This is a genomic window from Bradyrhizobium lablabi (genome assembly GCF_018129385.1).
Taxonomy (GTDB): Bacteria; Pseudomonadota; Alphaproteobacteria; order Rhizobiales; family Xanthobacteraceae; genus Bradyrhizobium; species Bradyrhizobium lablabi_C.
In genome coordinates this window covers 121937-134836 of the sequence record NZ_JAFCLN010000001.1, presented here as the reverse complement: position 1 = coordinate 134836, position 12900 = coordinate 121937, and the positions used below count along the sequence as shown (strand labels likewise).

Annotated in this window: 13 protein-coding genes; 9 read left to right on the top strand and 4 right to left on the bottom strand. The window is 63.7% G+C overall.

The features are described from left to right. Positions 1-100 precede the first annotated feature (100 nt). The 5 genes from JQ628_RS00640 to JQ628_RS00620 are packed head-to-tail and all read left to right on the top strand — an operon-like array spanning position 101 to position 3496. Complete coding sequence (locus JQ628_RS00640; protein ID WP_212217647.1) at positions 101-1465, top strand: aromatic ring-hydroxylating oxygenase subunit alpha; 1365 nt, start codon at positions 101-103, stop codon at positions 1463-1465. Then, complete coding sequence (locus JQ628_RS00635; protein WP_212217644.1) at positions 1462-2283, top strand: SDR family NAD(P)-dependent oxidoreductase; 822 nt, start codon at positions 1462-1464, stop codon at positions 2281-2283. The genes JQ628_RS00640 and JQ628_RS00635 overlap by 4 nt, the downstream gene beginning before the upstream one ends. Continuing rightward, a complete protein-coding gene (locus tag JQ628_RS00630; protein WP_212217621.1) occupies positions 2280-2870 on the top strand; it encodes a 3-phenylpropionate/cinnamic acid dioxygenase subunit beta in 591 nt (196 codons plus the stop codon). Before JQ628_RS00635 ends, JQ628_RS00630 begins: the two co-directional genes overlap by 4 nt. Positions 2871-2879: 9 nt before the next feature. Further along, positions 2880-3080 (top strand): hypothetical protein, encoded by a 201-nt coding sequence (locus JQ628_RS00625; protein WP_249127381.1) that lies wholly within the window; start codon positions 2880-2882, stop codon positions 3078-3080. Between the two features lie 11 nt (positions 3081-3091). Next, on the top strand, positions 3092-3496 hold the full coding sequence (locus JQ628_RS00620; RefSeq protein ID WP_212217617.1) for a hypothetical protein: 405 nt from the start codon (positions 3092-3094) through the stop codon (positions 3494-3496). Positions 3497-3510: 14 nt separating this feature from the next. Here JQ628_RS00620 and JQ628_RS00615 read toward each other — a convergent pair whose 3' ends face one another. Continuing rightward, entirely contained in the window at positions 3511-4341 is an 831-nt protein-coding gene (locus JQ628_RS00615; protein ID WP_212217614.1) for an IclR family transcriptional regulator, read from the bottom strand. Positions 4342-4511: 170 nt separating this feature from the next. On the opposite strand from JQ628_RS00615, the gene JQ628_RS00610 reads away from it, so the two are divergent. The 4 genes from JQ628_RS00610 to JQ628_RS00595 are packed head-to-tail and all read left to right on the top strand — an operon-like array spanning position 4512 to position 9192. Then, on the top strand, positions 4512-6191 hold the full coding sequence (locus tag JQ628_RS00610) for a thiamine pyrophosphate-dependent enzyme (protein WP_212217611.1): 1680 nt from the start codon (positions 4512-4514) through the stop codon (positions 6189-6191). Positions 6192-6200: 9 nt separating this feature from the next. After that, positions 6201-7190, top strand: coding sequence for a Bug family tripartite tricarboxylate transporter substrate binding protein (locus tag JQ628_RS00605; RefSeq protein WP_212217609.1), 990 nt, complete (start codon positions 6201-6203; stop codon positions 7188-7190). Between the two features lie 20 nt (positions 7191-7210). Continuing rightward, the gene (locus JQ628_RS00600) at positions 7211-8161 is read left to right on the top strand and encodes a Bug family tripartite tricarboxylate transporter substrate binding protein (RefSeq protein WP_212217607.1); all 951 of its coding nucleotides are present in this window, start codon (positions 7211-7213) and stop codon (positions 8159-8161) included. A 50-nt stretch (positions 8162-8211) separates the two neighbouring features. Continuing rightward, positions 8212-9192, top strand: coding sequence for a Bug family tripartite tricarboxylate transporter substrate binding protein (locus JQ628_RS00595; protein WP_212217605.1), 981 nt, complete (start codon positions 8212-8214; stop codon positions 9190-9192). Between the two features lie 19 nt (positions 9193-9211). Here JQ628_RS00595 and JQ628_RS00590 read toward each other — a convergent pair whose 3' ends face one another. The 3 genes from JQ628_RS00590 to JQ628_RS00580 form a co-directional block, all read right to left on the bottom strand. Continuing rightward, a complete protein-coding gene (locus JQ628_RS00590; protein ID WP_212217603.1) occupies positions 9212-10531 on the bottom strand; it encodes a UDP-glucose dehydrogenase family protein in 1320 nt (439 codons plus the stop codon). 43 nt (positions 10532-10574) lie between these two features. Beyond that, a complete protein-coding gene (locus JQ628_RS00585; protein WP_212217601.1) occupies positions 10575-11366 on the bottom strand; it encodes an FkbM family methyltransferase in 792 nt (263 codons plus the stop codon). Between the two features lie 69 nt (positions 11367-11435). Continuing rightward, on the bottom strand, positions 11436-12887 hold the full coding sequence (locus tag JQ628_RS00580) for a mannose-1-phosphate guanylyltransferase/mannose-6-phosphate isomerase (RefSeq protein WP_249127380.1): 1452 nt from the start codon (positions 12885-12887) through the stop codon (positions 11436-11438). Positions 12888-12900 lie beyond the last annotated feature (13 nt).

Here is a 12900-nt window from a genome sequence, read left to right as displayed (position 1 = left end):
CAGTTCCGCTTGACATGGAAAGGTGGCTGGAGAAAAATTCGAGACAGATGTCCGCACAGTGGACATTTGGGGAATCGCCGCACAGGGACGGAGAACGACGATGGCAACCAGGAGCCGCTTCGATGATGTCGCCAAACTTGTCGACACCGAGCAGGGGTTCATCAGCCGCGAAATCTTCGTCGATCCCGATCTCTACAAGGAAGAGCTCGACAAGGTCTTCACGCGGGCGTGGCTGTTTATCGGCCATGAAAGCCTGATTCCGAATCCCGGCGATTTCTACACGACGCGGATGGGTGAAGAGTCCGTCATCCTGTGCCGGGACAAGAAGGGCGTGGTGCACGCGTTCCTGAACTCGTGCCGGCATCGCGGCATGAAGGTGTGCCGCTACGAGCAGGGCAACACCTCGATCTTCACCTGCCCCTATCACAGTTGGACCTACACCACCGACGGCAAACTACAGGGCGTTCCGCAATACCGGTCGCTCTATGAGGCCAATCTGGATCGCGACGCGAATTCGCTGGTCCCGGTCGCGAAGCTGGCGATCTACAAGGGCACGGTCTGGGCGACCTGGGACAAGGACGCGCCCGACTTCCTCACCTATCTCGGCGATGCCAAGGTCCATCTCGACCAGGCGCTGGATTGCCGCGACGGCCGCGAAGGCGGCTCCGAAGTAATCGGCGTGCACAAATGGGTGTTTCCGTCGAACTGGAAGTTCGCGGCGGAAAATTTCCTCGGCGATACCTATCACAACCCCAGCCATCGTTCGGTCGATCTGATCGGCATCGGCCCGAGCGCCGCTTCCGGCAAGAAAGGACGCCGCGACGACGAACTGGAAAAGGCGCAGCACGTCTGGATCAGCTTTCCGGAAGGCCACGGCGTGCACAGCGCGATCCAGCCGGAGAACAACGAGTACATCGAGTCGTTCCTCGACAATCCCGTGCTCGAGCAATATTTCCGCCATTGCTTCGAGGAGCGGAAGCGCCGTCTCGGCGAGCAGGCGCGGCTGATGCCGTTCGTCGGCACGATCTTTCCCAACACCTCCTATCACGGACGGCAGCCGCGCGGCCTTTGCGCCTGGCATCCGCACAGCCCGACCACGACGGAAGGCTGGCGCTTCTTCCTGGTCGACGCGGATGCGCCGCAAGAGGTGAAGGACTATCTGCGCCGCTACTACATGCGCTATTCCGGTCCGGCTGGAATGACCGAGCAGGACGACATGGAGAACTGGCTCTATGCGACCTCCGCCAGCGTCGGCACCGTCGCGCGCCGCTATCCCTTCAACTATCAGCAGTCGCTCGGCGCCTGGACGCGCGACCACGCCACCCTCGGCGGCACCGTCAGCCTACAGGTGACGGAGGAAATCGCCCGCGGCTATTACCGGCGCTGGAAGACCTATATGGGCGGCGGCGACTGGGATGAACTGCTCGGCGGCAACGACCGTCTGGCGCAGAGGGCAGCCGAATGAGTTCGCCGCGCGTCGTCATCGTCACCGGCGGCACGTTCGGCATCGGCCGCTCGATCACGTTGCGCCTCGCGGCGCTCGGGCATTCGGTCGTGTCCTTCGGTCTCGAGGCACCGCAGATTTCGAGCATCGCCGCGGCTGCGATTCCGGGGCTTGCTTCCGAATTGAAGGAGCGCGGGCTACAGGCGGATTTGATGGAAGCAGACGTTTCCAATCCGAAGGATGTTGCCGGGGTCGTCGAAGCCACGCTGAAGCGGCATGGACGGATCGATGCGCTCGTCAACAACGCGGCGATCGGACCGCTCGGCACCGTGCTTGATACGGACGAAGCGACGTTCGACCGCATCATGGCGGTCAATTTGAAGGGTCCGTATCTGTGCAGCCGCGCGGTGCTTCCGCACATGATCAAGTCCGGCGGCGGCGCGATCGTCAATGTCGGCTCCGGCGCCGGATGGGGCAAGCCCAACATGGCGGCCTATAGCGCCAGCAAAGGCGGCGTGTTCGCGCTGAGCACTGCGATGGCCTACGATTTCCTGCATCATCGTATTCGCGTGAACACCGTCGTGCCCGGTGGCGGCGGCATCGTCAGCGGCATGAGCCTCGGCCGCGTTGGCGGCGATCCTTCGCGGCTCGGCCAGGGCGCGCCGGGCACCGCGGCGGGCCGACCCGCGACCGGTGACGATATTGCGAATGCGATCGCGTTCCTGATCTCGCCCGAAGCCGAAGCCATTTCAGGAACAGTGATCGATGTCGGCTGCTTTGCCCATCAGGGCGGACCGGTGCCGGCGAAGCCCAAAATCAGCCAGGGAGAAAAGGCATGAGCGCCAACCTGTTGACTGCCGACGCGGCGCAGGCCGCATCCCCTGCCCTGCCACGCAACGACGCCTACTACCGTCTCAAGGCCGACATGGAGGACTTCCTCTATGCGGAAGCCGACCTGCTCGACAACAGGCAGTTCCGCGACTGGCTGAACCTGCTGGCCGACGACATCACCTACTTCATGCCGATCCGGCGCAACGTGAAATTCGGCCAGCATGCGCAGCGGGAAAACACCCGGCAAGGTTCGGGCATAAGCTGGTTCGACGAGGACAAGTGGACGCTGACCAAGCGGGTCGACCAGATCCTGACCGGCGTGCATTATGCCGAAGAGCCGCTATCGCGCGTCTGCCACATGGTCAGCAATGTACAGGTGCTGCGCGTGACGCCCTCGCTCGACGAGCCGCGGGAGGTCGAGGTGCGCTGCCGCTTCCTTGTCTATCAAAACCGCATCGAGTACGAGACCTACACCTTTGTCGGCAAGCGCACCGACCTGATCCGCAAAACGCAAGATGGCTGGAAGATCGCGCGGCGCGAGATCCTGCTGGACCAGAACGTGCTGCTGGCGAAGAACCTGAGCACGTTCTTTTAAGGCCAAGCCATGATCGACCTGATGACCTTGAGGCCCGGCGACCGCCTGCAACTGACGCGGAAAATCGTTGCGGAGGTCACCGAAAACATGGGCGATGGGATGTGGGTCGAGGTGCGGCTGATCGAGGCTCCCGACAGCCCCGCGGAAGTCGGCACCGTGGAGCTGTGCCATGCGCAGGACATCGTGAAGGTTCTTGGCGCGACGTCCTGAAGAGGATGCCCATGCTTCGTTACGACTATCTGCCCAGCGACTTCAACCCGATGTTTCTCTTCCTCGGAGAACGGCAGGATTTGCAGACACTCGCCGATCTGTTGCGCTCGTTCGCCGGAAACCCGCGGCCGCTGGACGTCCGTGAACAGCTCACCGCCGCGAAATCCAGGACCACGCTGCATCTTGTGCCGATCGAGGGCGATGCCGGCGATTTCGGAATGAAGCAGGAGCGCGACGGATTTCGCTGGGGATTGAACGCCTGGCAGGCGGAGAAGATTGCCGAGCGCATCGAACTGTTGACGTCTCCGGAACGCAAATCCGGATCCGATATCATCGAGCTCGGCGTCGAAGGGGAAATCCCGGTGAAGGTATCGCTCGGCGAGTTCACCGACGATTTTCTCGTGCAGCGCTTCTAGCAACGCAAACCGTTTTACGCGACCCCGCGCGCCTTGCGATCCGGCCGTGGCTTCGGCTGCTTGCCGCCGACGCTCTTTTCGGAGCGATAACCGTATTGTTCGGAGATCGTGCTGGCGGCCTGCATCACCTGCGCACCGATGCGCGGAATGTCCGCGTCCTTGACGCGGGCCTTCGGGCCGAACACGCCGAGACATCCGGCGACCTCGCCATTGTGGTTGAAGGTCGGCGCCGCGAGCGCCACCGCGCCGACAAAGACTTCGCCATGACTGACCGCATAGCCCCGGCTGCGCACGACCTCCAGCGCCTTCATAAGTTCGGCACGCCGGGGCTTTATCACCTGATCGAGAATGGCATCGCGCCGCTTTTCATCGAGAAAGGCAAGGATCGCCTTGCCGCTGGCGCCGAGGGTGATGTCGCCGGTATCGCCGATGCCGCGGGCGATGGTGAGCGCATGGTGGCTCTCCAGCTCGAGCACGCAAATGCGCTTCTGCTCGCGCAGCACGAACAGGGCGGCGGTCTCGCCGGTGCTTTCGCGAAGCTGTTCGAGAATCGGCCGGGCGACATCGACCTTGTCGAGCCCCGCGAGCCAGACATGGGCAAGCTCCATCACGCCATGCGCGAGGCGAAAACGCTGCGGATCGCCTTCCGCCTTGATCAGGCCGGAAGCGCCCAGCGTCTGTAACAGGCGATAAAGCGTCGGCCGGCTGAGGCCAACGCGCTTCTGGATGTCGAGCACGCTGAGCGCCGGCTTGTCGGCGGTGAAGCATTGCAGGATGGCGATGGCGCGGTCGACCGCGCGGACCGTCGAGGCGCCGCCTTCGTCCTTTGTGTCATCGCTGGCCATTCGAGCGGCGTTCCCTTCAATTCTGCGAGACGATGTCGCGTTACGACCGATTGCAGTGTCCATCAGATGGACACTGATTTCAATACTCGTGGACATCGATCTCGAATTCCTCTAAATGCGACGGGCCCTCACCCGAGAATGCAGGGGTAAAATTTGCGGGAAAATTCCCGATGAGTCGTCAGACAGGAGGAGACGCGCTCGCTGGCCAGTTGGCGCGCGAGGGTGTCGAGATCGTGTTCGCCGTACCCGGCGTTCAGCTCGACTGGGCGATCGACGGGCTGCGCAAGGTTTCCAACCAGATCAGGCTCGTGGGCACGCGCCACGAGCAATCCACCTCCTACATGGCGGACGGCTATGCCCGCGCGAGCGGCAAGGTCGGCGTCTGCCTCGTCGTGCCGGGACCGGGCGTCCTCAACGCGATGGCGGGACTCTCGACAGCCTATGCCTGCAATTCGCGCGTGCTTTGTATCGCGGGCGACATTTTCTCCGCCAACGTCGGAAGAAATCTGGGATTGCTGCACGAGGTGCGCGACCAGACCGGCATCCTGTCGTCGGTCACGAAATGGCAGGGCCGCGCCAGCCGGCCGGAGGATGTGCCGAAGACCATCGCCGAAGCGTTTGCGCAATTGCGCAGCGCCGGACCCAAGCCGGCCGCCGTCGAAATTTCGCATGACGTGTTGAGCTCGGCTGCGGAATTCGACCTGGAGGATACTGATCACGCGCTGAACCCGCTCGCCCCATCGGCGGAGCAGATTGCGGCGGCGGCAAAGCTGCTTGCGTCGAGCCGGACGCCGGCGATCTATGTCGGCGGCGGTGCGCTGGCAGCGAACGCGTCGGATGCGCTGGCAGCATTCGCCGAGCGCATCCAGGCGCCCGTCATCATGGGCGAGAATGGACGCGGCGCGCTTTCCGACCGTCATCCGCTGGCGCTCAACGCGCTGGAAGGCCGCGCGGTCATGCCGCATGCCGATCTCGTGTTCGTCGCCGGCAGCCGCTTCGTCGATACTGCGCTCGGCAAGCCGGCCTGGCCGTCCGATGCGGCGCGCTATGTCTATATCAACACCGACGCTGCGGTCGCGTCCACGCCGCGCCGCGCCGATGTCTTTATCCAGGGCGATTGCAGGCTGGCGCTCGAGCAGCTCGAACGGGCGGCGCCGCAGCGACCGCCGTTGAAGATGGATCTCGGTGCTGTCAGGAAATGGGCGGCCGAACAAATGCGTGAGATCGAGCCGCAGGGCGCCTGGCTGAAGGCGCTGCGAAGCGCCATCCCCGATGATGGGATTCTCGTCAACGAACTGACTCAGGTCGGCTACTTCGCCCGCATCGCCTATCCCGTCTATCAGCCGAACACGTTCTTCACGCCGGGTTATCAGGGCACGCTCGGCTACGGTTTTCCGACCGCGCTTGGCGCGGCCCTCGGCAGCAACGGGCGAATGGTCGTCAGCATCAATGGCGACGGCGGGTTCGGCTGGAATTTGCAGGAACTGGCGACGGCGCGAAAGTACAACATTGCGGCCGCGATCGTCGTGTTCAATGACGGGCATTTCGGCAATGTCCGGAGGATGCAGCACGATCAGTTCGGACAGGAATACGGCGTCGAACTTCAGAATCCGCATTTCGACCGCCTCGCCTCGGCCTTCGAGATTCCGTGCGTGTCCGCCGATGCGCCCGCGCAACTCGAAAAAGCCTTGCGCGACCACGCCGGGCGCGGCGGCCCTACCCTGATCGAAGCCCGTGTCGGTGCGATGCCAAGCCCGTGGCACTTGCTGCGCCTGATGCCGCCGCCCTTCGCGCCGGGACGGCCTGCGCCGGCCAATCCGCTCGGCGAACCTCCGCCGCGCACGAACTGAAGAATGAACATGACACACGACATCCGTAGAAGCTTGATCGTGATGCGTTGGCTCACCTTGCTGGTGGCCGTGTTTCTTGCCGGCCCTGTCGCGGCGCAGGATTGGCCCAATCGAACGATCCGCGTCGTCGTTCCCTATCCGGCCGGCGGGCCGGCGGATTTCATGGGCCGGCTGGCCGCGCAGAAAATGCAGGAAAAGCTGGGCGCGACCGTCATCGTCGAGAACAGGTCAGGCGCCAGTGGCACGATCGGCGCGGAAATGGTGCGGCAGGCTCCTGCGGACGGCTATACTTTTCTCGCAGCACCAAGCGTTCATGTGCTCGGACGCCAGGTGGTCAAGGCCGTGCCGTACGACCCCGTCGGCGATTTCACCCCGATTGCGCGCTATGGCGAAGGTCCGCTGCTGGTATTGGCCAATCCGGCCGCGGTGCAGGGCAAGACCATCGCGGAGGCATTGCCGGCGATCCGCAAGAAGCCGGAGGATTTCCGCTTCGGACTGTCGGCGCTTGGCGCGGCCAATCATCTGGCGGTGCTCGAATTCAACAAGCTCACCGGGCTCGATCTACAGATCATCCCCTATCGCGGTTCGGCGCCGGCGCTGACCGACCTCCTCAGCGGGCAGGTTCAGCTGATGATCGACCCGATGATCACGGCGATGCCGCTGGTGCAGGGGGGTCAACTGAAGGCGCTGGCGGTTGCGAGCGCCAAGCGCAGTGCGGCGATGCCGGATCTGCCGACCGCGGCCGAAAGCGGCTTGCCGGGGCTGGAGTTCTCGTCCTGGTATGGCGTCTGGGGACCGAAGGATTTGCCGAAGGAGATCGTGGCCCGCGTCAACGCCGCGCTGACCGAGGCCATGCGCGAGCCCGCCGTCATCGAAAAGCTGAAGGGTCTCGGCTTCGAGCCCGTCGCCGGCACGCCGGAAGAATTTTCGCGCTTCATCGCCAATGACGTCAAGCGCAACGCCGCGCTGCTTGCTTCCATCAACTTCCAGCCGCAATGAGTTCGGGAATGGAGTTCATCATGCTTTCAAGGCGTGCTCTCTTGGGTGCCGGGCTGTTTGCCCCGACCCTCGCTTATGCCCAGGGTTTCCCGTCCCGCAATCTCACCATCATCGTTCCTTTTACGCCCGGCGCTTCGGCTGACGGCATCGCGCGCCTCGTCGGCGAAAAACTCGGCGAAGCCTTCGGTAAGCCCGTCGTGGTAGACAACCGGGCCGGCGGCGGCGGCACGATCGGCCTCATTGCCCTCGCGCGTTCGGCGCCCGACGGGCATACGCTGGGCATCGGTGCGCCGGGTGCGCTGGTCATCAATCCCCACGTTCCGGAGCTCGCCGTCAATTTCAAACCGCTCCAGGAGCTGACACCGATCGCGAAGCTGATCGACATACCGCTCGTTCTCGTGGCCAACCCGGAGGCAGGATTTCGCACCCTTGCGGAATTGATCGCACAGTCCAAGCAGAGATCGGGTGGGATTTCCTTCGGATCGACCGGAACCAATTCAGCGCAACATTTGTCAGTCGAGCTTCTGAAGAAAGCCACCGGCGCCAATCTCGTGCATGTGCCCTATCGTGGCAGCGCACCCGTCATGACCGACTTGCTTGGAGGCCAGATCCAGATGGCTTCCGTCGACCTGACCGGGGCGGCGCCGCACATCAAGGCAGGCAAGGTGATCCCGCTCGCCGTGACGTCGGCGAAACGCGTCGAACCGGCGCCGGAGATTCCGACCATTGCGGAGAGCGCGGTTCCAGATTTCGAGGTTACCGCCTGGCTCGGCCTGCTCGGCCCTGCGGGAATGGATGCTGCGATCGTCGAGCAGATCGCGGGCCATATCCAGAAGGCGCAATCCGACGCCGCCTATCAGGCGCGCGTGAAGAACCTTGCCTGCGTCGAAGGCTATCTGGGTCCGAAGGACTTTGCCGCGTTTCTCGAACGCGAATCGAACAAGATGAGAGCGCTGGTGCAGGCCGGCTAGAGAGCGATAGAGGCTTCCGCGCAAGCGTGGCTGGTGAAGGAGATGTTATCATGATGTATTCGCGGCGTTCGTGCCTCGCTGGATTGTCGGCACTTGGCGTGCTCGCGGCGCTGCCCGCAACAGCCTTCGCGCAGGCTGATTACCCGAACCGGCCGCTGCGCATCGTCGTCGGCTTTGCGCCGGGCGGCAGCAATGACATCGTGGCGCGCCTGCTCGCCGAAAAGCTACAGAAATCGCTGGGACAGCCCGCAGTGGTCGAGAACAAGCCGGGCGGCGGCGGCGCGGTGGCCGCGGCCTTCGTCAAGAGCCAGCCCGCCGACGGATATACGCTGATGGTGGGCGCAAGCGGCGCCATGGTCGTCGGCCCCGCCATCGGTGCACCGGCCCAATACGACACGCTGGCGGATTTCGAGCCCGTCAGCATCCTCGGCACGTTTCCGCTGGTGCTCATCGTCAACGCCGACTCGCCGCACAAGACGCTGAAGGATCTCGTCGCCTGGTCGAAGGCCAATCCCTCCAGTTCGAATTACGCCAGCGCCTCGCCGACCTTTACGCTGGCGGCGGAGCTCTTCAAATTGCGGACCGGGGCGATGATGCAGCGCGTCTCCTACCGCGGCAGCAATGACTCCGTCATGGCCGTGCTGGGCAACCAGGTGACGGCCTCGATGGTCGATACGTTGCCGGCGATGCCGCTGCTCAAGGACGGCAAGTTGCGCGCGCTCGCAGTGACCTCGACGACCCGCCTTGCCGAATTGCCCGATGTGCCGACCATGGCCGAGGCCGGCGTGACCGGGGCGGAAGCCGTGTTCTGGACCGGACTCTTCGTGCCCAAGGGCACGCCGAAGGAAATCGTCGGCAAGCTCGAGGCCGAGGCGAAGACTACGATGCAGGATCCCGAGGTCCGCCAACGGCTGCGGGCGCTGGCGACGGAAGCTGCCAGCAATTCGCCGGCCGAATTCACCAGCCGCATCACGAATGACCTGAAGGCATGGAGCGAGGTCGCCAAGACGGCGAAGGTCACGCTCGAATGAACTGCCGTCGCGGCGCTGGCTAATACGCCAGCGCTTTCGGCCGGCCGACGCCGGTGTAATGGAATCCGCTGCGCATTACCTCCTCCGGAGAATAGATGTTGCGGAGGTCGACGATGACGGGTGTGGTCATGATGGAGGCCATCTCCTTCAGGTCGAGCGCGCGGAACTGCTCCCATTCGGTGACGATGACGAGGGCATGGCAGCCCCGCGCGCAATCGTAGGGGTCGCGGCAGAAGGCGACGTTCTCGAACACCCGCCTCGCCTGCTCCATTCCGACGGGATCGTAGATGCGCACGTCCGCGCCCATGTCCTGCAACGCCGTGATCAGGGGAATCGACGGCGCATCGCGCATGTCGTCGGTGTTGGGCTTGAACGTCACGCCGAGCACGGCGATGGATTTTCCGCGCAGATTGCCGCCGAACGCGTTGGCGACCTTGCGCGCCATCGCGCGCTTGCGCTGGTCGTTGACGGCGACCACGGTCTCAACAATTCGCAAGGGCGATTCGTTGTCCTGGCCCGTTTTGATCAGCGCCATCGCGTCCTTTGGGAAGCAGGAGCCGCCAAAGCCGGGACCGGCGTGCAGGAATTTCGGGCCGATGCGGTTGTCCAGGCCAATGCCGCGCGCCACCTCCTGCACGTTGGCGCCGACCTTTTCCGCCAGATCCGCGATCTCGTTGATGAAGGTGATCTTGGTCGCGAGAAACGAGTTGGCCGCATATTTCGTCAATTCCGCGGTGCGGCGGTCGGTGAAGAGCACCGGCGGCGCATTGAGATAAAGCGGCCGGTACACCTCGGTCATCACGCTTTTCGCCCGCGCATCTTCGGTGCCGATCACGATCCGGTCGGGATGCTTGAAGTCCCTGATAGCAGCGCCTTCGCGCAGGAATTCGGGGTTGGAGACTACCGAGAAGACGGCGCCCGGATTCTCCTCGCGGATGATGCGCTCGACCTCGTCGCCGGTGCCGACCGGCACGGTCGATTTGGTGACCACGACCGCAGATGGCGGAAGCGCCGCCGCGATCTGGCGGGCTGCCGCATAGACGTAGGACAAGTCCGCATGGCCATCGCCGCGGCGTGAGGGCGTTCCAACCGCAATGAAGATGACGTCGGCCTTGCTGATGGCCGATTTGAGGTCGCCATCAAAGGCAAGGCGGCCCTGCCCGACATTCTTCGCGACCAGCTCGGACAGCCCGGGTTCGTGGATCGGCATTTCGCCGCGCTTGAGGGCGGCGATCCGGTCTTCGTCATTGTCGACGCAGACGACATGGTGCCCAAAGTCGGAAAAGCACGTTCCCGATACCAGCCCGACATAGCCGGCGCCAACCATTGCAATGTGCATCGATCACCTTGTCCTTGTAGTCCGCGCCGATGGCGGACGCTGATCAGCTATTGAGAATCGACTCGCCGTCGAGATGCGGCGGAAAGAAGAAGAAGTTGTTGACGTAGCATTGGCCTGCCTTGCGGCCGCCATCCGCCTCCAGCGCCTCGGCGTCCTGAAGGTCTTCCGTGCGGAATTCCTCCACCGCGACGACGGCGTCGTCCCGGAGGAAGAAACCGCGGTAGGACCGATGGCGGAAGAACTCGAACACCGATCGCGTCGCCTCCGCCCGGTGACGGTCCTCCGCTTCGACCAGAAATACCGGCTGGCAGCGTTCGACGAGGCCGACGGCGCCGTTGAGGACGCTGAGCTCGTGCCCTTCGACGTCGATCTTCACGAAGGCGACATCCTGACGGATGACCTCATCGAGCCGCGCGATCGGTACGTGGTCCGAGACCACATGCTCGCGCGGCGACATCATCCGGGGTTCGAGCGAGGCAAGACCGTGGACTAGTCCGCCCTCGCCTTGCGGGATGAACAGATCGGCCTCGCCTTCATGATCCGACAGCGCCATCTCGTGAACGCTGACATTGGCGGCGGAGGTCCGCCGCAGCAATCTCGCCATCTGCTGCGACGGCTCGAAGGCATGGACCTGCCTGGACAGCCGCGCCAGCTTGCGCGTGTACAAACCGCAGTTCGCGCCGACATCGACCGTGACGGCGTCCGGAGGCACGACCTTGCCGAGATAGGAAAGCTCCCGCTCCGCCGATTTCGGACGATGCATGAAGTGCCAATGCAGCCAGAGCGAGGGAAACGCGTCTTTCAACAGGTTCTTGGCATGTCGCGTTGCATTCATCGCGATCTTCCCGGTTTGGTGCGTTGTAGCAGATAGCGGGGGCGGCACTGCCGGCCCGGGCCGGAGCGCTCAGACCCGCTGATAGATATCGTGCACGCGCACGATATCGTCCTCGCCGAGATAGGTGCCGGACTGCACCTCGATCAGGTTGAGCGGCACCTTGCCCGGATTCTCCAGACGGTGCGTGCAGCCGAGCGGCACGAAGATCGATTCGTTTTCGCGCAGCAGGATCTCCTCGTCGTCACGCGTGACGATCGCGGTGCCGTTCACCACCACCCAGTGCTCGGCCCGGTGAAAGTGCTTCTGTAGCGAAAGCTTGGCCCCCGGATTGACCGTGATGCGCTTGACCTGAAAACGCTCGCCGGAATGGATCGACTGATAATAGCCCCAGGGCCGGTGCACGCTCTGGGTCTGGGTCGCCGAGCGGTGACCGTTGGCCTTCAGGCGTTCCACCAGCTTGCCGACATCCTGGTCGCGGTCGCGGGTCGTTACCAGCACGACGTCGCTCGAGGCGGCAATGACGAGATCGTCGACCCCGAGCGCGGCGACCAGCGGGCCATCGCCCCGCACATAGCAGTTCGACGCGTCCTCCATCACGGCATCGCCGACCACGACATTGCCCGATTCGTCCTTCTCGCTCATCGTCCACAACGTCGACCAGCTTCCGATGTCGCTCCAGTCGAAAGCTGCCGAAACCACCACTGCCCGCTCGGTCTTTTCCATCACCGCATAGTCGACCGATATCGAGGGACATGCCTCGAACGAACTCTCCTCCAGGCGAAGAAAATCGAGATCGCGGGTGGCGCCGGCCAGCGCCTTGCGGCATGCCGACATGATTTCCGGCTCGCGCTCGGCGATTTCGTCGATGAACTGCCGGACCGGGAGCAGAAAAATCCCGCTGTTCCAGAGGTGCTCGTTGCAGGCGAGCAGGCGTTCCACCATTGCAAGGTCAGGCTTTTCGACGAAGCCGGCGACGTCCCTGATGTCGGAGAGCGAAGCGGATTGCTCGCCCATGCGGATGTAGCCAAATCCGGTGGCCGGCGCGGTGGGGCGCAGTCCGAACAGCACGAACCGCCCGCGCCGCGCCGCCGGCAGGCCCGAGGCGACCGCGGACCTGAATGTTGCGTGATCGCTGACCCAATGATCGACCGGCATCGCCAGGATCATCGCGTCGGGATCGTCCTGGCTGGCAAGCAGCGCAGCGGTCGTGACCGCGGGCGCGGTGTTCCTTCCGAATGGTTCGAGCACGATGGTCGGATTCGATATGCCCACCGCGCGCAATTGCTCGCCGATGACGAAGCGATGCTCGGCATTGGCAATCACCACGGGATCGGTGAACAGCAGGGGATCGCTGACCCGCAGCGCCGTCTGCTGGAGCAACGTTCTTTCGCCGAGTAGTGACAGCAACTGTTTTGGACAGGTTTCGCGGGACATCGGCCAGAGCCGCGACCCGGTGCCGCCGGACAGCAAAACAGGAATGATGCGGCCGCGCGCGTTCGTCATCGACTTGTCCTTGTGCATGGGCTCGCTCCGC

Coding starts and splice junctions, on each gene's coding strand:
- JQ628_RS00640 (WP_212217647.1), top strand. CDS start 101: ATGGCAACCAGGAGCCGCTTCGATGATGTCGCCAAACTTGTCGACACC.
- JQ628_RS00635 (WP_212217644.1), top strand. CDS start 1,462: ATGAGTTCGCCGCGCGTCGTCATCGTCACCGGCGGCACGTTCGGCATC.
- JQ628_RS00630 (WP_212217621.1), top strand. CDS start 2,280: ATGAGCGCCAACCTGTTGACTGCCGACGCGGCGCAGGCCGCATCCCCT.
- JQ628_RS00625 (WP_249127381.1), top strand. CDS start 2,880: ATGATCGACCTGATGACCTTGAGGCCCGGCGACCGCCTGCAACTGACG.
- JQ628_RS00620 (WP_212217617.1), top strand. CDS start 3,092: ATGCTTCGTTACGACTATCTGCCCAGCGACTTCAACCCGATGTTTCTC.
- JQ628_RS00615 (WP_212217614.1), bottom strand. CDS start 4,341: ATGGCCAGCGATGACACAAAGGACGAAGGCGGCGCCTCGACGGTCCGC.
- JQ628_RS00610 (WP_212217611.1), top strand. CDS start 4,512: ATGAGTCGTCAGACAGGAGGAGACGCGCTCGCTGGCCAGTTGGCGCGC.
- JQ628_RS00605 (WP_212217609.1), top strand. CDS start 6,201: ATGACACACGACATCCGTAGAAGCTTGATCGTGATGCGTTGGCTCACC.
- JQ628_RS00600 (WP_212217607.1), top strand. CDS start 7,211: ATGCTTTCAAGGCGTGCTCTCTTGGGTGCCGGGCTGTTTGCCCCGACC.
- JQ628_RS00595 (WP_212217605.1), top strand. CDS start 8,212: ATGATGTATTCGCGGCGTTCGTGCCTCGCTGGATTGTCGGCACTTGGC.
- JQ628_RS00590 (WP_212217603.1), bottom strand. CDS start 10,531: ATGCACATTGCAATGGTTGGCGCCGGCTATGTCGGGCTGGTATCGGGA.
- JQ628_RS00585 (WP_212217601.1), bottom strand. CDS start 11,366: ATGAATGCAACGCGACATGCCAAGAACCTGTTGAAAGACGCGTTTCCC.
- JQ628_RS00580 (WP_249127380.1), bottom strand. CDS start 12,887: ATGCACAAGGACAAGTCGATGACGAACGCGCGCGGCCGCATCATTCCT.